We start from the raw sequence: 16,025 nt of genomic DNA, 5'->3' as shown, positions 1-16,025 counted from the left end.
GATCATTGTTTCCTACCTTGTACAGGATAGTGGCAAATTGCCGATTTACTAGGCTGCGAGTGCCATGGAGTCTTCGAATGCCAGGCAGATTGATTTATTTGATGGGGCCTTCCGGATCGGGAAAGGACAGCCTGATCGAGGCTGCGCGCCGTCCTCTGGCGCAACTCGGCTGTGATGTGGTGCGGCGGGTGATCACCCGTTCTGCGGAATCCGTGGGGGAGGCGGCTCATGGGGTAAGTGCTGACGAGTTCGAGCGTCTTGAGCGGCAGGGCGCCTTTGCCTTGTGCTGGCGGGCCAATGGCCTGGCCTACGGAATTCCCGTGCAGATCGACGAATGGCTGGTCAGTGGGCGTCATGTCCTGATCAATGGCTCCAGGGCTCACCTGGATCAGGCTCGCCAGCGTTATCCGGATCTTTTGGCGATTCTGTTAACGGTGGACATCGACGTGCTGCGGCAAAGGCTGATGAACCGCGGTCGCGAAAGTGCGGCGCAGATCGAGGCGAGACTCAAGAGAAGCGCTCTTTTTTCCGCTGAGGGCGGGCCTGTGCTGGGAGAGTCCGTGTTTTTTCTGGATAACTCGAGCGAGCTGTCCGTGACGCTTGAGCGTTTTCTGAAGCTATTGAGGTCGCAGGGGATCAGCGCAATACAGGGTCGAACTTGATTTTACGTCCCAACACTAGCGCCAGCAGGAACAGGCCGGAAAAAACACCACAGGCAACCCGGGGCGCATCACCCAGAGTATTTTCAGTGGTGAAGCAACCCAGTGTGGCACTGAGTATTGCCAGGATGAGAAGGCCTTTGGCAAGTCGGGACATTAACAGGCTCCTGATGGGGTGATATTCAAAATACCCAGCTTTCGGGTCTTGGATTGGCAGGTAGAACAACGGCTTCTGGGGCATCGGCGACCTGTGCCATGCCAGGATTCTCCGATGCGCTGCTCATCACAGCCAATTGCGGGGCCTGGTGTTGCACGTAGTGGGCCCTGTACTGGGGGCTCTGATCCGCGCTGCCATCAGGCTGAAAGTGGAAGACCACCAGTACGGCGATGGCAATGGCATTCGATAGAAGAAGGGCGCTGTTCATAGGCTTGATCTCCACTGTTCTTTCATAGAGAGGAAGCAGCGCTCATGCCAAGAGTCTAACCTCTAATAAACCCTTTAAAAACAATGATTTAATAGGGTTTTTAGACGAAGACGGATTGCATTCTGCAATGATGGCTTTTTGCAGTGATGCAATTTGCACGGCGGCTCTGGCAAGTTGCCTGATGATCAGAGGCCGCCACCGGTTAAAAAGCCCTACTCACAACATGACAAAAGCAGGGCTGACCGTTAACATGCACGCCGTCCTTTGCGCCGCGGCAGTACACGCGGTGGTCAATTTGTCCCAGTAGCTCAATTGGATAGAGCATCCCCCTCCTAAGGGGAAGGTTGGCAGTTCGAACCTGCCCTGGGACACCATCTATTTCCGGGCTTTCAGGCCAAACGTGGTTTTCGTCTTTATTTCCTGGTAACGGCTACGTTTGGTACACGCAGTTCTCGATGCTGTGGAGTCACCCATGATTGTCATTGCTGGAAAAAACAATATTTCGGTATTTGGCCTGGAACGGGCTCTGCGACAATTTTCGTCCGACGAAATTGCCGTGGTCTGCAACCGTAACGATACGGGCGTCGATGGTTGGCAACGTTCGTTGCGGGCGGCCGCGCAAAAGTATGGTGTGCGTGAGATCAGCCTGGAGGCGGCTTATGAAGTGGCGTCCATCGCGTTCATTTCCCTGGAGTTCGACCGGATCGTCGTGCCTGGGCGCTTCTCCATCAGTCGTGTGTTCAACATTCACTTCTCAAGGCTGCCCGAATACAAGGGTATGTTTACCTCGGTCTGGCCGTTGCTGGAGTCCAGGGCCGAGGCGGGCGTGACCCTGCATTTCATTGACCGGGGTATCGATACCGGGGACATCGTCGCGCAACAGGTATTCCCGATCCCGTCCTGGTGGACCTGCCGCGATCTCTATTTCGCCTTTAACCAGCATGCCGGCCAGTTGCTGGAGCAGTGGTTTGCCAGGTTGGTCGATGATGGCGTCAGAGCGCAGCCACAGAGTGCGGTGGGCTCCAGCTACTTTTCAAAGGACGCCATCGACTATGGGGCGTTGAAGATCGATCCGCTGTCGACGGCCTGGGCGCTACGCAACCAGATCAGGGCGTTCGCCTTTCGTGAATATCAATTCTTGTGCTGGGATGGGAAACCGGTGGTCTCGGCGACGATTCTGCCTGGGCGTTCGCAATTCAAGGCCGGGACCCTGATCAGCACAACTGACGATTATGTCGAGCTCTGCACCATCGATTATGACGTCCGGCTGAATTTTGATCGGTTGCCGGAGATGCTCAAGGCTTGTGAACGAGGCGATCTGGAGGCGGTGGTGGCACTGCAGGCCAATATTGCCGGTTACAACGATGCCAACCCGCAAGGCTGGACGCCGCTGATCGTCGCCAGTTATGCGGGTGCCTATGAGGTGGTTGACTGGCTGTTGCAGCAAGGTGCCGACCCGGAGCGGCCCAACAACAAAGGCACGACGCCCTTGATGTATGCCAAGGATGCTTACCTCGCCGGGCGTTGTCGTAAAACCTTTCAGTTGTTGCTGCGCAAGGGGGCGAGGCTGGAGGCTGCCGACCATTGCGGTCGGGCACTCGCCGACTATGTGACTGACGAGCAGTTCGCTCAGTTGCGAGGTGCTTTCTAGGCACCTCGCAACAGGCGCATCAGTGGGCGGTGAACTGGTTGATGACGGTGACAATGCGTTGCTGCTGTTCCTGGCCCAATGTCGGATAGATCGGCAATGACAGGATCGAGTCATGCAGCGGCGCCCGGGATGCCTGGGAGGTCCTGGCCAGATCGCGGTAGGCCCGCTGCTCGGTGATCGCCAGTGGGTAGTGAACCAGGCATTGGATGCCTCGCTCGGCCAGATGCGCTTTCAATTGATCGCGCCATGGGCAGGTAATGACATACAGGTGCCAGACATGGGCGCTCGCAGTCGTCACCGAGGGCAGGGTGATTCCCGGGTGCCGGATGTGTTCGCTGTAGTAGCGGGCGATGCTGCGTCGACGGGCAGTATCGCTGTCCAGGTGCGCCAGCTTCACTCCCAGCATCGCGGCCTGGATTTCATCGAGGCGGCTGTTCACCCCCTGATGATCGTGCTGGTATTTGACGCGCGAACCGTAGTTGCCCAGCGCCCGGACCAGGGTTGCCAGCTCTGCATCGTTGGTAGTGATGGCTCCGCCGTCGCCCAGGGCTCCGAGGTTCTTGCCGGGGTAGAAGCTGAACGCTGCGGCATTGCCCCAGTTGCCGGCCTTGCGCCCGGCCAGCTCGGCGCCATGGGCCTGGGCGGCATCTTCGAGCACCAGCAGGCCATGCTTGTGGGCCAGCGCCATGATCTGCGGCATCGGCGACAGCTGCCCATAAAGATGCACCGGCAGGATCACCCGGGTTTTTTCCGAGATGGCCCGTTCGACGGCTTCGATCTCCAGATTGTGGGTAGTCGGGTCCACATCCACCAGGATCGGCGCCAGATCGTTTTCCAGAATGGCCGAGATGGTGGCGATAAAGGTGTTGCTCTGCACTATCACTTCATCACCGGCCTGCAGCCGGCCTTGCTCTTTCCAGGCGCGCAGGATCAGGGTCAGGGCATCCAGGCCGTTAGCGACGCCGATGGCATGCCGGCTGCCGCAGTAATCGGCGAACGCGGCCTCGAATTGCTCAAGCTCACGCCCCATCAGGTACCAGCCGGAGTCGATAACACGGCTGCAAGCGGCTTTGAGCTGATCGGCATATTCGTGATTGATGCCTTTCAAATCCAGAAACGGAATATTCATCATTTGAGTCATTGTCCGAGCATGTCCATGAACTGGGCATAGTCTCGAACATAGTCGCCTTCTTCGTAGAGTTGATCGGCCAGGACCATCAGCACACAGTCTGGGGAGAAGTCATACATTTCACGCCAGATAAAGGATTCGATCAGCAGGCCCTGGCAAGGATTGTCCAGGGTGATGTCGATTTTTTCCCGACCGTCGTCCAGCAGGAAACGGCACGAGCCGCGTACGGCGATGGCCACCTGCTTGAGGGTCTTATGGGCGTGGTAGCCGCGGCGAACCCCTTCACCGGTATTGAACATGTAGTACACCCGCTTCACCGGGAAGGGGATGTTTTTCCCTTCTTCCAGGGCGATCAGCGAACCACGGTCATCGCCGTGGGTCTGCAGCGGCAGAATGTGAATCTTCATCGCGTCTCCCCTTCGAGCCGTTTCGACAAATGCTGTTGCAGCCAGTTTTCAACGCTCTTGGCGTCGACCCGATAATTCCGGTAATACAGTTCTCGGGAGTCGGTCGAGCCTACCCGGTAAGCGATGTAGTCCATTTCCACGCCGACGATCGCCGCCAGGTTGGAAAAACACGACAGCTGCCCATATTCCTCGGCCATCCAGCACAGCGCGCGGGTGTTTTTCGAGGCGAAAATCAGATTGGTCCAGGCCGCGCCGGTGGGGCCGACTATGACTTCGGCATTGGCCATGATCGCCACCTGATGGCTGATGTCCTGTTCCTCCATGTACACGCAGGTAAACCCATAGGGTTCCAGCAGCTTGAGGATTTCGGCCTGGTTGTAGTGCCGGAGAAAACCTTTGCGGGCCAGGAATACTCGCTTGGGGAGTTCGCCGGTGGGGATGTCATGGGCCAGACGCAGGGCTTTTTCCCGCAGGAAGTGGATCGATTCCGGGCGTGCGAAGCCGCTGCTGGCACTGTTCTGTGCCACGCCTTTGAAGTTCGGGATCATGTTGTTGGGCGCGCTGATCAGCAGCAGGTCGGCCACCTGATAGCTGGTGATGTTGTCCAAGAGTACCAGCGGGCGGTCAACGCCAATCGCCTCGATCAGGGCCTTGATCGAGGGAATGTTCTGGCTGCTCTTGGAGATCAGCAGTGGATAGTCCGCATATTGCGGCGGCAGTTCGGCCACGAATTGCAGTTGAGACAAGACTTCTACCGTCCAGTGGTAATAGTTCTGCTCGTTACAGCCGCTGATCAGCAGGCCTTTTTCCAGCTCGATGGGTTTGCCGGTCCTAACCAGGGCCAGGCGCTGGCCGTGGTAGAGCAGGTGCGCAGCACTATAGTCGGCCTGCGAGGATTTTGTCGTGGGCACTCGCTCCACCACCAATTGCCCATTTGGCAGTATCACCGAACGGGACACCGAACAGACCTGCCCCTGGCGCAAGTGGTAGAGGGCGACCTCGGGTAATTCCAGGGTGATCGCCGGTGTCGATTGATGGACGAACCGTGGCGGCTGGCTGCTTCCCGGTTGGCTCGGGCGAAACACATGGACCTTGTGCTCGGCGCTTTCATCCAGCCAGCGCAAGGCCAGGCGCCGGGTATCCTGGCGTCGAAAAAGCAGGCGATACAGCAGGTCGCTGATCAGTCCCGGCTGCTTGCACATGCGTTCATAGCCCAGTTGCTCCAGGCGTTTGCCTATGCGCTGGAACCATGGGAGTTGCGAGCTGATCTGTGCGCCATGGAACACTTCGATCCGTTGTTCATCGATCGCCAGCATGTCGGTGAGCTGCGGGTAGATCTCGCTATAGTAATCGCTGGCGATGATGATCTTGTCGAAAACCAGCGCGCTCAGTTGCTGAGGGGCGTGGATCAACTTGCCGAACAGATGCTGGCCCTGCTTCTGCTGGTTGTTATCGACGAAGCCGATCACCCGGTAGCGGCGGCGGTTGTACTTGTAGAAATTGATGCCGCCGGCGCCGGTGCCGAATATCAGCACCCGCGCTTTTTGTCCAAACCCTGTCGACACATTGACCTCGTCTTGCTGGTGCTGCCGGTGGTAGATCGTCACCCGAGCGGTTCGCCCGCTCGGTAAAGGCGGTGACGCTAGCCATTGTTATTGATGATGTTGCCCTTGATCTGGGCGATACCCTTGGCGTTCAGGTCGCGTCGGGTCCTTACCGGTTGCAACTCACCCTGGATCGCACCGTTGATGGTGTCGATCGCGGTCTTGCCGGTATTGCCTCGGGACTTGCCCAGCAGATAACGCAGCGACAGGCGGAACTGCTCCGACTCGTTGGCCACCGGCCGTGTGCCATGCAAGGTGCAGTTATGCCAGAGCCCAACGTAACCCGGCCCGCCGGTCAGCCGGTAATCCTGGCAGGGCATCTGCTGTCCATGATCGTCGGCGTAGGTCCACTGGTCGTGCTCCTGATGTTCCAGTCGATGCGGGAACAGCGTGGCGCCAAAGCGGTGAGTGCCGGGCATCAGGTGCAGGGGCGAGTCGTTTTCGGTGACGTCGTGCAGGTAAACATATAGGGTCAGAAAGGTCGAGGGGTCGAGTTCCACCCGGCCCTGGGGCCAATCGATGATGTCCTGGTGGAAGTCGATCCCGCGAAAGTAGGTGATGTCGCGAAAGGGTTTTTTGATATAGGGCCCCAGGTTCGCCACATTCACATCGCGGATCTTTTCCCGCACCCAGTCCGGCAGCCACGAATCCGGTACGCCGCACACCGCTTTCTTGATCACCACCTCATAGTCGGCGCCGAGCACTTCATCGAGGACCGCAGTGAGGCGCGGGTCCTGCTCGATGAACTGCAACTGCGACTCGAAGCCATTGAGGAAGTTGAAGGTCTTGTTCGGGTTGGCGTTGAGGTGGTTTTCCTGGGCCAGGTATTCAGCCTCGTCCATGAACAGCCCGGCCCCGAAGGCCCGTGCGGCGATCATTTCGCGGTACAGCGCCTGCGTGCGGTCAGCGTCCAGGATCTCGCCGAAGATATGGGCGCCCTGGTCGATGAGGTTTTGGATACAGGTTTGCATGTTGCGCTCGTTTTGACTGTTGCTGTCTGTCTGCAAGGTATCGGCGTGGCTGGCTTAAAGTTGATGCCGCGCGGCTGATATTCCCGATGGAGTTTGCCGCAACCGGAGCTGGCGGGCGGCGCGAGCAAGGATATCGAATGCTTTTGGCAACTATCTATAAGGGAACGCCAGAATCGGCCGATAACCCCATGGATGTTGTTGCAGGTCAAATGGCGGGGCCATGGACCGAGTGTCCGGCGAGAGCGGGCGGGCGCCATTGTGGGTTGATGTAGAATGCATTGATGGCCTGTGGCCATTATCGTTGTCCGGGGGCAACAAGGGTGACGACCTTGAGCGTGTCCTGCTGTTGCCTCGGACTTCATCTTTTTTACGGGTCTGGAATCTTCGATGCTGGCGTACCACCAAAAAAGCTTTTTGATCGTCGATGATTTCTCGGATTTCCGCAGTTCTATCCGGTCCATGCTGCGTGAGCTGGGCGTCAAGGACGTAGACACTGCCGATACAGGCGAGCAGGCGCTGCGCATGTGCGCGCAAAAGCGTTATGACTTCATCCTGCAGGATTACCACCTGGGCGACGGCAAGAAGAATGGTCAGCAGGTGCTCGAAGACCTGATGACCGACAAGCTGATCAGCCATGAAAGCGTGTTTCTCATGGTCACCGCCGAGACCAGCCAGTCGATGGTGCTCAGCGCCCTCGAGCACGAGCCGGACGCCTATCTGACCAAGCCTTTCAACCGCTCCAGCCTGGCTCAGCGACTGGAGCGGCTGCAGCAGCGCAAGTCGTTGCTCAAGCCGATCCTGCAGGCGCTCGATCGCGGCAAGCCGCTCGAGGTGCTCAATGCCTGCATCGCCCTGTGCAAGCAGGATCCGCGTTATGCGCCGTTGTGCCTGCGTTACCGGGCCGATGCCTTGCGTGACATGAATCAGAACGAGGCGCTGGAGCGGTTGTACGAGAGCATCCTGGCGGATCGCCCGTTGCCGTGGGCCTATGTCGGCCTGGGGCGTCTGCTGTTCAAGCGTGGCCAGGTGACCCAGGCCAAGGCCATCTATGAAAAGGCCTTGAAGGCGTTTCCGATGATGCCGGCGCTCTACGATGGCATGGCCGATGTGTTGCTCGCCGAGGGTGATTCCAAGCGCGCCCAGAGTGTGCTGGAGGAGGCGGTGCGCCTGTCGCCACTGGCCGTGCGCCGGCAAGCGCTGCTGGGCAAGCTGGCGATGACCAACGAAGACTTCGAGACCGCATCCAAGGCCTATCGCCAGGCGGTATCGCAAGGCGCGCAATCGCGTTTCAAGGATCCGGAAAGCAACCTTGGCCTGGCCCATGCGTTGATCAGCAAGGGCAGCGAGAGGGGCCTGGATACCCGCACGCGCCTGGAAATCAACAGCACCCTGAGTGCGGTGGCCAAGGAAAACCCCAGCGATCCGGGGCTGCAGATTCGCGCGCGCCTGATGAAGGCCACCAGCCTGTTGCTCAACGATGCTGAAACGGCGGAAAAACTCACCGAGCAGGCGATGCTGCGTCTGGACGGGATGGAGCAGTTCATGAGCCCGGAAGCGGCGTTGCTGGTGGCCAAGCAACTGCAGATGCTGGGACAGGCCGATGCCGGTGCATCGATGCTGAAAAACTGTGCGGAAATCTACGGCGACGACCCGAAGGTGATGGAAGGCATTGCCAAGCTCACCGATGACCCGGCGATTCTCAACTCTGCCAACGCGGCGGCGGACATGAACCGTCAAGGCGTGCGCAGCTACAAGGCCGGCGCGTTGGGTGAAGCCCGGGATCTGTTCCGTCGGGCCCTGGCCATGCAACCGAAGAACATCAGTATTGCCCTGAACATGGCGCAGTCGCTATTGCACGGCACCGACATCACCCAGGACACGGCACTGCTGGATGAGTGCCGGACCTGCCTGAAAATGGTCGGCCTGATGCCCGATACCGACGCGCGTTATCCGCGTTATCAGAAGCTGCGAAGCAAGGCGTTTGGCGAATGAATACCCACGAACAGGCTCTCGACTTTTCCACGGTGATCGCCTCTACCGTGCACGACATGAAGAACTCCCTGACCCTGCTCATGCAGGCCCATGCCCAGTGGCTGGCGGCACTGCCGCAGGCGCACCAGGGCACGCCGGAGCAGGGCGTGATGGAGTTCGAGTTTGCCCATCTCAACGGCATGCTGGTGCAACTGCTGGGGCTCTACAAACTGGGGGTCAACCAGTTGCCGGTGCAGCCGGGTTACCACGAACTGGATGACTTCATCGAGGCGCAACTGGTCAGCCATCAGGATGTGTTCGCCAGTCGTGGCATTGCCGCGACCTATGAAGTCGATCCCTTGACCCCCCTGGGGTTCTTCGATCGGGAATTGATCGCCTCGGTGCTGGACAACTGCATCAACAACGCCATTCGTTATGCGCGCCATGCGTTGCTGGTCAGCGTGCACGATGAAGGCGGGCAGACGGTGCTGACGATCAATGACGATGGCGAGGGTTATCCGCAGCCGATGATCGATAACCAGGCCGACTACGTGCAAGGCATCAATCACAGCAGCGGCAGCACCGGCCTGGGGTTGTACTTCGCCGGGCGCATTGCCGCGCTGCATCAGCGCAACGGTGTCTGCGGACGTACCGAGATTCGCAACGGCGGGCCTTTGGGCGGCGGTGTGTTCAGCCTCTACCTGCCCTGAGCCAGCTGCTGTTGCGCTTGCTCCAGGGCCTGTAGAAAGCAGGTCAGGGCGGCTTTCGGCTCCTGGCCCTGACGGGTGATGCAGTGAAAGGTCGAACGATAGGCCAGGCGCTGCGGTAACAGGGCGCGCATTTGGCCCCTGGCCACCCAGTTGGCGGCATAGTGGCTGGGCAGGTAACCCAGATAGCTGTCGGAAAACACCAGGGTGGCAATCGCTTCCATGGTGTAGACGGTGGCGCTCTGCAAAAAATACAGGCCATGGGGGCGTTGGTTCTCAGCCATGTAGCCACGGCCGACATAGGGTGTGTTGCATATTTCTTCCAGGGTCAGGTCAGTGTCGCTGCGTTGAAACAGCGGGTGCCCAGCAGCGCAATAGAGGTTTTGTTCCTCCTCGAACAGCGGCTGGTAGCGCAGCCCGGAGAGCTGGTGGTGGAAGGCTCCGATGGCCAGGTGCAGGCGCTCGTCGAGCACGGCCTGTTCAAGCTCGTCGGGACGCAGTATGTGCAGGCCCAGGCGGACTTCCGGCAGCCGCTGGCGGAACAGGTTGATGGCCAGGGGCAATGGCGCATAGGACAGGCTGAGCATGCTGTCGACATTGCCGATCTGCAGATGGTCGCGTGCCGGCCCGCCGAGTTGGTTGGCCTGCTGCCGAAAGCGCTCGATGTCGCGAAACAGCAACTGCGCAGCATCGAACAGTTCCAGGCCTTCCTCGGTCAATTGGAAGCCACTGCTACCGCGTCGGCACAGTGAGCAGCCCAGGCGTTCCTCGAGATCGCGTACCACCACGCTCAGGCGCGACAGGCTGGTATTGAGCCTGGCCTGGGCCGCGGTGAAACCACCGGCGTCGACTATGGTGCAAAAGACCCGCAGCATGCGCAGGTCGATATCGGATAGGCTGCCCAGCACATTGGCCTCCATCAGGCGCGGCAAGGGGATGGGCAAAGCCTACACCGGTGCGGATCTGCGAGTCAGCGGCGAGAGGCGATGGATTCGGCCAGCAGGCACATCAGCTCGAACATCATGGTCGCCCCCACCAGCGCCGTGGCGCCGCCGACGTCGAAGGGCGGCGACACTTCCACCACATCGGCTCCGATCAGGTTCAGGCCGCGCAGGCCACGGATCAACTGCTGGGCCTCCAGGGTGGTCATGCCGCCGATTTCCGGGGTACCGGTGCCGGGGGCGAAGGCCGGATCCAGCACGTCGACATCGAAGCTGACATAGGTCGGGCCGTCACCGACCACGCGTCGGACCTCGGCCAGGGTGGCGGCGACGCCGATCTCGGCAAACTCTTCCATATGGATCACGCGGATGCCGGTCTCGGCAGCGAAGGCCTCGTCATCGGCCGAATAGACCGAGCCACGGATACCGATCTGCACGGTGCGTCGCGGGTCCAGCAGGCCTTCCTCCACGGCACGACGGAACGGTGTGCCGTGGGTGTAGGGATTGTTGCCGAAATAGCGGTCGTTGGTATCGGAATGAGCGTCGAAATGCACCATGCCGATTGGCCGCTGGCGGGCCAGGGCGCGAAAGATCGGCAAGGTCACCAGGTGGTCGCCGCCAACGGCCAGCGGCACGGCACCGGCCTCGTGCAAGTCGCGGAAAAAGGCTTCTATGCGCGACAGCGAGTCCAGCAGGTCGATGGGGTTGACGGGAGCGTCGCCGAGATCGCCGATGCGCACCAGGTCATAGGGGGCGATACGGCTGACATGGTGCACCTTGCGCATCAGGCTGGAGAGGTTGCGCACTTCTCGCGGGCCATGCCTGGCGCCGGCGCGGTTGGTGGTGCCGCCGTCCCAGGGCACTCCGACCAGGGCGATCTGCACCTGGGCCGGGTCATCAAAGACCGGCAGGCGCATGAAGCTCGGAATCCCGGCGAAGCGTGGCACCAGCGCTGCGTCCACGGGTTGGGGAAAATCATTGGGCATGGTGGAGCTCCTGTGGCGAATGGGAGCGGCATGTGGCTGCTCCCTGGGTAAGCGCTGTCAATGGGTTTCGATGGACGGCACGGCGGCCGGGCTGGTCAGCAGGGGGCCTTACGCATGGCTCACCAGCCGAGCCCAGCCAAGCGAGTTGGCGGGGGCGAAAAAATCATAGGGCGGGCGTGGCAGGCCGATAAATCATCAGCTCGGCAAGCTGGCTTGTGTTTTGTGACAAGTTCCTTGAGAACGCTCCTTGCGAAGGCATGCCGGATGATGGTTGTTTATCCGGGTATTTCGAGTGTCCCAGCTTGATATTCCGAACAGCCGGAGCCTATTTTGTACGGGTCGCCGTTCTCGGCTCGTACAACAACAAGGATTGAGTCATGACAACCGATGGCCGCAGTTCACTCGCTCAGCGATTGACGGGCATTGACGAGATTGAATGTGTCACTCCGGATCTGAACGGCGTGCCACGGGGCAAGGTGATGACCGCCGAGGGTTTCCTCGAAGGGCGGCGTCTGCAGATGGCCCGTGGGGTGCTGTTGCAATGCATCATGGGGGGGTATCCTCCCGCGCGTTTTTACGGCAGTGACGACGGCGACCTGGCGCTCACTGCCGACCCGCAACAGATTCATCGCCTGCCCTGGAGTTCGCAGCCACGTGCGCTGGCGATTTGCGATGCGGACGAGTTGAGCGGTGAAAGCTCGCGTCTTTCCACCCGGGGCCAGCTCAAAGAGGTCATCGCGCGGTACGCCGCTCGCGGCCTGGCGCCGGTGGTGGCGACCGAGCTGGAATTTTTCGTGTTTGCTCCCAATACCGACCCGACCCAACCCTTCCAGCCGCCCCTTGGCCTGGACGGTCGTCGCGAGGATGGGCATTCGGCGTTCAGCGTCAGTTCCAACAACGGTTTGCGGCCGTTCTTCAGTGAGGTCTATGCCTGCATGGCGGCATTGGGCTTGCCGCGCGATACCTTCATGCATGAAATGGGCGTCAGCCAGTTCGAGATCAATCTGCTGCACGGTGATCCGCTGTTGCTGGCCGACCAGACATTCCTGTTCAAGCACCTGCTCAAGGAAGTGGCGCTCAAGCATGGCCTGACCGTGGTGTGCATGGCCAAGCCGCTGGCGCGCACGCCGGGCAGTTCGATGCATATTCACCAGAGCCTGGTGGACTCGGCCAGCGGGCGTAACGTGTTCAGTGATGAGGCCGGAGAGCCGACCGCGATGTTCCGCCACTTCATTGGCGGGCTGCAGGCGGGGATGGCGGATTTCACTGCGCTGTTCGCACCGAACGTCAATTCCTACCAGCGCCTGTGCCATCCTTACGCGTCGCCGAACAATGCCTGCTGGTCCCATGACAATCGGGCGGCAGGCCTGCGCATTCCGGCCAGTTCGCCGGTGGCGCGGCGGGTCGAGAACCGCTTGCCGGGCGCCGATGCCAACCCGTATCTGGCGATCGCCGCGAGCCTGGCGGCAGGTTTGCACGGTATCGAAAACGAGCTGGAACCGACGTCGGCGATTCAGGGTGAGTTTGCCGTGCCGGACAGTTTATCTCTGCCTTGTACCTTGCATGCCGCTCTTGAGCGTCTGAAACGTAGCCAGTTGGCCAAGGAATTGTTCGGCAATGAGTTCGTCGAAGGTTACGTCGCTTCGAAGACCATGGAGTTGACCAGTTTCTTTGATGAAATAACTCCCTGGGAGCGGCGCGTCTTAGCGGCCCAGGCTTAACCGAACCGTCGCAGTCGGGCTATCGTCCAGATGGCCCGACACTCAATTCAAGGAGCCGCTCGGAACGCCGATGCGCCAAATCTGGAAATCCTTTCGAGCGCTTTATTTCGCCTCGCTGATGATGTTGATCGGCTCGGGCTTACTCAGTACCTACCTGGCGTTGCGCCTGGCCGCCGATCATGTCGACGGGTTATGGGTGGGGGCCTTGATGGCGGCCAACTATTTCGGCCTGGTGCTGGGCGGGAAAATCGGTCACCGCCTGATTGCCCGGGTCGGCCATATCCGTGCCTACGCCACCTGTGCCGGGATCGTCGGTGCGGCGGTGCTGGGGCATGGCCTGGTGGACTGGTTGCCGGCCTGGCTGGTGCTGCGGATGATCGTCGGGCTGGGCATGATGTGCCAGTACATGGTCATCGAAAGCTGGCTCAACGAGCAGGCCGATGCCAAGCAGCGCGGGCTGGTGTTCAGCGGCTACATGATCGCCTCGTATCTGGGGCTGGTCCTGGGGCAGTTGATTCTGGTCATGCATCCGGCCCTCGGGCTTGAGTTGCTGATGCTGGTGGCCCTGTGTTTTGCCCTGTGCCTGGTACCGGTGGCCATGACCCGGCGTATTCACCCGGCGCCTTTGCATCCGGCGCCCATGGAACCGCGATTTTTTATCAAGCGCGTTCCGCAGTCGTTGAGCACGGTGCTCGGGTCGGGGCTGATTGTCGGTTCGTTCTATGGCCTGGCACCGCTGTATGCCTCCCAGCAGGGCTTGAGTACCGAACAGGTCGGCCTGTTCATGGGGAGCTGCATTTTTGCCGGGCTGGTGGTGCAGTGGCCATTGGGATGGCTGTCCGACCGTTATGACCGGGCCCTGCTGATTCGCTGCTTTGCCTGCTTCCTGGCGGTCGTGGCCTTGCCGTTGGCGATTCTGCCCCAGGTACCACTGGAGGTGCTGTTCGCCCTGGGGTTCCTTTGTTCGCTGGTGCAGTTCTGTCTGTATCCGCTGGCGGTGGCGTTCTCCAACGACCATGTCGAAGGCGATCGGCGGGTCTCGCTGACCGCGATGCTGTTGGTGACCTATGGCGTCGGGGCCAGTGTCGGGCCTTTGGTGGCGGGGGTGCTGATGAAGTTGTTCGGCAGCCAGATGCTCTATGCGTTCTTCAGTTTCTTTGCCCTGGTACTGGTCTGGCGTATCCGGCCGAAAGCTGTGACTAACCTGCATCAGGTCGATGATGCGCCGCTGCACCACGTGGCGATGCCGGACAGCATGTCCAGTTCGCCATTGGTGGCCGCGCTCGATCCGCGGGTCGATGAGCAAGTGGTGCAAGATCAGATGCAACAGACCAGCGCACCGGAAGCCGAGCCTCCGGTCGAGACGCCGGCCACGGATGAGGTTGAGGCTGAGGAGCCGCTAGTGAAGCCGGATGAACCAGGGCCGGATCAGTTCAGTGGGGCCAGGCCCTAGAAACGCAAAACGGGCAGCCCCGCAAGGGACTGCCCGTTTTTATCGACGCTCGAATCTCAGAGGTCGTCTTTGTCGAAGCGCCGGGCTTCGCGTTGCAGCTGATAGACAAAGCGCTCGACCTGGCGTTGAACCAGGCCGCTCATGTTGTGAAAGCGCACACCGGCGAAAGTTGTGTCGATCTTCTCTTCGTGGTGCAGGTAACGCAGTTCCACTGGCGCAGTCATGCTGCCGAAGGGCAGGGCGGCGATAAAGCGCTCGTAGACCTGGCCCAGTTGCAGGCGGCTGGAGATGTCGCCCTCGAAGCGCAGCTTGCAGCCGGTGGCGGAGATATCCAGCAGCTTGCCGGCGATCGGCGCCTTGAGTTTTTCGCCGCCCAGTTCGATGTTGACCAGCTGGGCCAGCTTCAGGGCTGCGCGAAAGGCATTGCGGCGCTGGTGATAGACCACTTCGTCTGGCAGGGTGCCGCGGTAGCATCGCCCACCATTGGATTCGTCGATAGTCGGGATACCATTGCTTTCCCAGGCGATGCGCACGCCTTCGTGAAAGCCTTCGACGCGAAACGGTTCGCCGGCGAGCATGAAGCGTTCGCCATCGCGGGGGATCATTTCGTCCAGGGCAATCATGTTGCTGTCACGATCGATCTCGACCAGATAGCTTTGAAAGCGCTGGCTGCGTTCATGGAAAGTGATGATCAGCGGGTCATGGCTGTCTTGCAGCAAGCGCAGCGTGGAGTTGATTTCCAAGGGGGTGGTCAGCACCTTGGGTGGCTGCGGCGCATCTTCTGCGTTTACGGCATTGAACACGGTTCATCAATCTCCAGACAAAATACGACTACACGCAAGAGCCAGCATTTTGCCAGCATGTTCCGCGACTTGATAGGGCGCGCTCATCTCTGGGGTCAAGCCTGGCTAAGCGGGCGAGGCTTGGCAAGCTTGGCGGTTGAGCCACGGGCATCATAGAGGGCTGGAGGCTCGCCACCGGTGAGGATTTTCAATTGATTGGCGGTGGTGGCCTGTTGAACCTGGATCGAGCGACCGTTGAGTTCGTTCGCCGCCTGGCAATCGGCAAGCATTTGGGTCAGCACGTCACTCTGGGCCAGTAACTGGTCGCCGATCGAGGAGTGGCTGGCCAACTGTTCCAGGCCGGCGCGGCTGGCAGGAAGGTTCAGGCTGGCGAGGAGTTCGCTGCGTTTGCGGCCATGCTGCTCGAGCAAAATGATCAGGGCTTGCTTCTGCGCGAGAATCTCTTCCAGCAGCGGCATGTCGCGACCGTGCAGGGCTAGGGATTCGGTGCGCAGCAATTCCAGCAATTGTTGAGCTGGAGCAAAGTCGTCGGTGATCAGTTGCAGCAAATTAGTGTCGTGCATGTATGGCCTTGGGTTTTAAGCGTCCAAAAAACTG

The 16,025-nt window shown here is 60.1% G+C and carries 16 protein-coding genes and 1 tRNA gene; 7 read left to right on the top strand and 10 right to left on the bottom strand.

The annotated features are described in order from the left end of the window. Nucleotides 1-77: 77 nt before the first annotated feature. The gene (gene phnN, locus C4K27_RS23190; protein ID WP_053262288.1) at nucleotides 78-662 is read left to right on the top strand and encodes a phosphonate metabolism protein/1,5-bisphosphokinase (PRPP-forming) PhnN; all 585 of its coding nucleotides are present in this window, start codon (nucleotides 78-80) and stop codon (nucleotides 660-662) included. Here phnN and C4K27_RS23185 read toward each other — a convergent pair. Beyond that, the gene (locus tag C4K27_RS23185) at nucleotides 637-816 is read right to left on the bottom strand and encodes a PA3371 family protein (protein WP_081002337.1); all 180 of its coding nucleotides are present in this window, start codon (nucleotides 814-816) and stop codon (nucleotides 637-639) included. The genes phnN and C4K27_RS23185 overlap by 26 nt on opposite strands. 25 nt (nucleotides 817-841) lie before the next feature. After that, a complete protein-coding gene (locus tag C4K27_RS23180) occupies nucleotides 842-1,084 on the bottom strand; it encodes a hypothetical protein (RefSeq protein ID WP_053262287.1) in 243 nt (80 codons plus the stop codon). Between the two features lie 297 nt (nucleotides 1,085-1,381). On the opposite strand from C4K27_RS23180, the gene C4K27_RS23175 reads away from it, so the two are divergent. Together C4K27_RS23175 and C4K27_RS23170 are read left to right on the top strand one after the other, a co-directional pair. Next, a tRNA-Arg gene (locus tag C4K27_RS23175) sits at nucleotides 1,382-1,458 on the top strand. Nucleotides 1,459-1,556: 98 nt separating this feature from the next. Beyond that, nucleotides 1,557-2,735 (top strand): ankyrin repeat domain-containing protein, encoded by a 1,179-nt coding sequence (locus C4K27_RS23170; RefSeq protein WP_053262286.1) that lies wholly within the window; start codon nucleotides 1,557-1,559, stop codon nucleotides 2,733-2,735. A 19-nt stretch (nucleotides 2,736-2,754) separates the two neighbouring features. Here C4K27_RS23170 and C4K27_RS23165 read toward each other — a convergent pair whose 3' ends face one another. The 4 genes from C4K27_RS23165 to C4K27_RS23150 all read right to left on the bottom strand — a co-directional run bounded on the left by C4K27_RS23165 (nucleotide 2,755) and on the right by C4K27_RS23150 (nucleotide 6,846). Further along, a complete protein-coding gene (locus tag C4K27_RS23165; protein ID WP_053262285.1) occupies nucleotides 2,755-3,876 on the bottom strand; it encodes a DegT/DnrJ/EryC1/StrS family aminotransferase in 1,122 nt (373 codons plus the stop codon). Next, nucleotides 3,873-4,271 (bottom strand): sugar 3,4-ketoisomerase, encoded by a 399-nt coding sequence (locus C4K27_RS23160; RefSeq protein ID WP_007921600.1) that lies wholly within the window; start codon nucleotides 4,269-4,271, stop codon nucleotides 3,873-3,875. Before C4K27_RS23160 ends, C4K27_RS23165 begins: the two co-directional genes overlap by 4 nt. Continuing rightward, on the bottom strand, nucleotides 4,268-5,836 hold the full coding sequence (locus C4K27_RS23155; protein ID WP_053262670.1) for a glycosyltransferase family 61 protein: 1,569 nt from the start codon (nucleotides 5,834-5,836) through the stop codon (nucleotides 4,268-4,270). Before C4K27_RS23155 ends, C4K27_RS23160 begins: the two co-directional genes overlap by 4 nt. A 77-nt stretch (nucleotides 5,837-5,913) precedes the next feature. Then, complete coding sequence (locus C4K27_RS23150) at nucleotides 5,914-6,846, bottom strand: phytanoyl-CoA dioxygenase family protein (RefSeq protein WP_053262284.1); 933 nt, start codon at nucleotides 6,844-6,846, stop codon at nucleotides 5,914-5,916. Nucleotides 6,847-7,233: 387 nt separating this feature from the next. On the opposite strand from C4K27_RS23150, the gene C4K27_RS23145 reads away from it, so the two are divergent. Then, the gene (locus C4K27_RS23145) at nucleotides 7,234-8,838 is read left to right on the top strand and encodes a tetratricopeptide repeat-containing response regulator (protein WP_053262283.1); all 1,605 of its coding nucleotides are present in this window, start codon (nucleotides 7,234-7,236) and stop codon (nucleotides 8,836-8,838) included. Beyond that, a complete protein-coding gene (locus C4K27_RS23140) occupies nucleotides 8,835-9,527 on the top strand; it encodes a sensor histidine kinase (RefSeq protein WP_053262282.1) in 693 nt (230 codons plus the stop codon). The genes C4K27_RS23145 and C4K27_RS23140 overlap by 4 nt, the downstream gene beginning before the upstream one ends. On the opposite strand, the gene C4K27_RS23135 is transcribed toward C4K27_RS23140, so the two are convergent. Together C4K27_RS23135 and speB are read right to left on the bottom strand one after the other, a co-directional pair. Next, a complete protein-coding gene (locus C4K27_RS23135) occupies nucleotides 9,515-10,444 on the bottom strand; it encodes a LysR family transcriptional regulator (protein WP_219735409.1) in 930 nt (309 codons plus the stop codon). The genes C4K27_RS23140 and C4K27_RS23135 overlap by 13 nt on opposite strands. Nucleotides 10,445-10,494: 50 nt before the next feature. Further along, the gene (gene speB / locus C4K27_RS23130; protein ID WP_007921619.1) at nucleotides 10,495-11,451 is read right to left on the bottom strand and encodes an agmatinase; all 957 of its coding nucleotides are present in this window, start codon (nucleotides 11,449-11,451) and stop codon (nucleotides 10,495-10,497) included. Between the two features lie 479 nt (nucleotides 11,452-11,930). Between speB and C4K27_RS23125 the strand changes: the two genes are divergently transcribed. Both C4K27_RS23125 and C4K27_RS23120 read left to right on the top strand, forming a co-directional pair. Continuing rightward, complete coding sequence (locus C4K27_RS23125; protein WP_173613360.1) at nucleotides 11,931-13,172, top strand: glutamine synthetase family protein; 1,242 nt, start codon at nucleotides 11,931-11,933, stop codon at nucleotides 13,170-13,172. A gap of 70 nt (nucleotides 13,173-13,242) precedes the next feature. Next, nucleotides 13,243-14,625 carry an MFS transporter gene (locus C4K27_RS23120; RefSeq protein WP_053262280.1) on the top strand — a complete coding sequence of 461 codons (1,383 nt, stop codon included), beginning with the start codon at nucleotides 13,243-13,245 and terminating at the stop codon, nucleotides 14,623-14,625. Between the two features lie 56 nt (nucleotides 14,626-14,681). On the opposite strand, the gene C4K27_RS23115 is transcribed toward C4K27_RS23120, so the two are convergent. Both C4K27_RS23115 and C4K27_RS23110 read right to left on the bottom strand, forming a co-directional pair. Further along, the gene (locus C4K27_RS23115) at nucleotides 14,682-15,428 is read right to left on the bottom strand and encodes a flagellar brake protein (protein WP_053262279.1); all 747 of its coding nucleotides are present in this window, start codon (nucleotides 15,426-15,428) and stop codon (nucleotides 14,682-14,684) included. Nucleotides 15,429-15,523: 95 nt separating this feature from the next. After that, a complete protein-coding gene (locus C4K27_RS23110) occupies nucleotides 15,524-15,991 on the bottom strand; it encodes a flagella synthesis protein FlgN (protein ID WP_007921623.1) in 468 nt (155 codons plus the stop codon). Between the last annotated feature and the right edge of the window lie 34 nt (nucleotides 15,992-16,025).

This window comes from Pseudomonas chlororaphis subsp. chlororaphis, assembly GCF_003945765.1.
GTDB lineage: Bacteria > Pseudomonadota > Gammaproteobacteria > Pseudomonadales > Pseudomonadaceae > Aquipseudomonas > Aquipseudomonas chlororaphis.
Note: the sequence above shows the minus strand (reverse complement) of the source record. Positions and strands in the feature narration are given on the sequence as shown.

Excerpts from the sequence above, each read along its gene's own strand:
- phnN (WP_053262288.1), top strand. The coding sequence starts at position 78 with ATGCCAGGCAGATTGATTTATTTGATGGGGCCTTCCGGATCGGGAAAG.
- C4K27_RS23185 (WP_081002337.1), bottom strand. The coding sequence starts at position 816 with ATGTCCCGACTTGCCAAAGGCCTTCTCATCCTGGCAATACTCAGTGCC.
- C4K27_RS23180 (WP_053262287.1), bottom strand. The coding sequence starts at position 1,084 with ATGAACAGCGCCCTTCTTCTATCGAATGCCATTGCCATCGCCGTACTG.
- C4K27_RS23170 (WP_053262286.1), top strand. The coding sequence starts at position 1,557 with ATGATTGTCATTGCTGGAAAAAACAATATTTCGGTATTTGGCCTGGAA.
- C4K27_RS23165 (WP_053262285.1), bottom strand. The coding sequence starts at position 3,876 with ATGACTCAAATGATGAATATTCCGTTTCTGGATTTGAAAGGCATCAAT.
- C4K27_RS23160 (WP_007921600.1), bottom strand. The coding sequence starts at position 4,271 with ATGAAGATTCACATTCTGCCGCTGCAGACCCACGGCGATGACCGTGGT.
- C4K27_RS23150 (WP_053262284.1), bottom strand. The coding sequence starts at position 6,846 with ATGCAAACCTGTATCCAAAACCTCATCGACCAGGGCGCCCATATCTTC.
- C4K27_RS23145 (WP_053262283.1), top strand. The coding sequence starts at position 7,234 with ATGCTGGCGTACCACCAAAAAAGCTTTTTGATCGTCGATGATTTCTCG.
- C4K27_RS23140 (WP_053262282.1), top strand. The coding sequence starts at position 8,835 with ATGAATACCCACGAACAGGCTCTCGACTTTTCCACGGTGATCGCCTCT.
- C4K27_RS23135 (WP_219735409.1), bottom strand. The coding sequence starts at position 10,444 with ATGGAGGCCAATGTGCTGGGCAGCCTATCCGATATCGACCTGCGCATG.
- speB (WP_007921619.1), bottom strand. The coding sequence starts at position 11,451 with ATGCCCAATGATTTTCCCCAACCCGTGGACGCAGCGCTGGTGCCACGC.
- C4K27_RS23125 (WP_173613360.1), top strand. The coding sequence starts at position 11,931 with ATGACCGCCGAGGGTTTCCTCGAAGGGCGGCGTCTGCAGATGGCCCGT.
- C4K27_RS23120 (WP_053262280.1), top strand. The coding sequence starts at position 13,243 with ATGCGCCAAATCTGGAAATCCTTTCGAGCGCTTTATTTCGCCTCGCTG.
- C4K27_RS23110 (WP_007921623.1), bottom strand. The coding sequence starts at position 15,991 with ATGCACGACACTAATTTGCTGCAACTGATCACCGACGACTTTGCTCCA.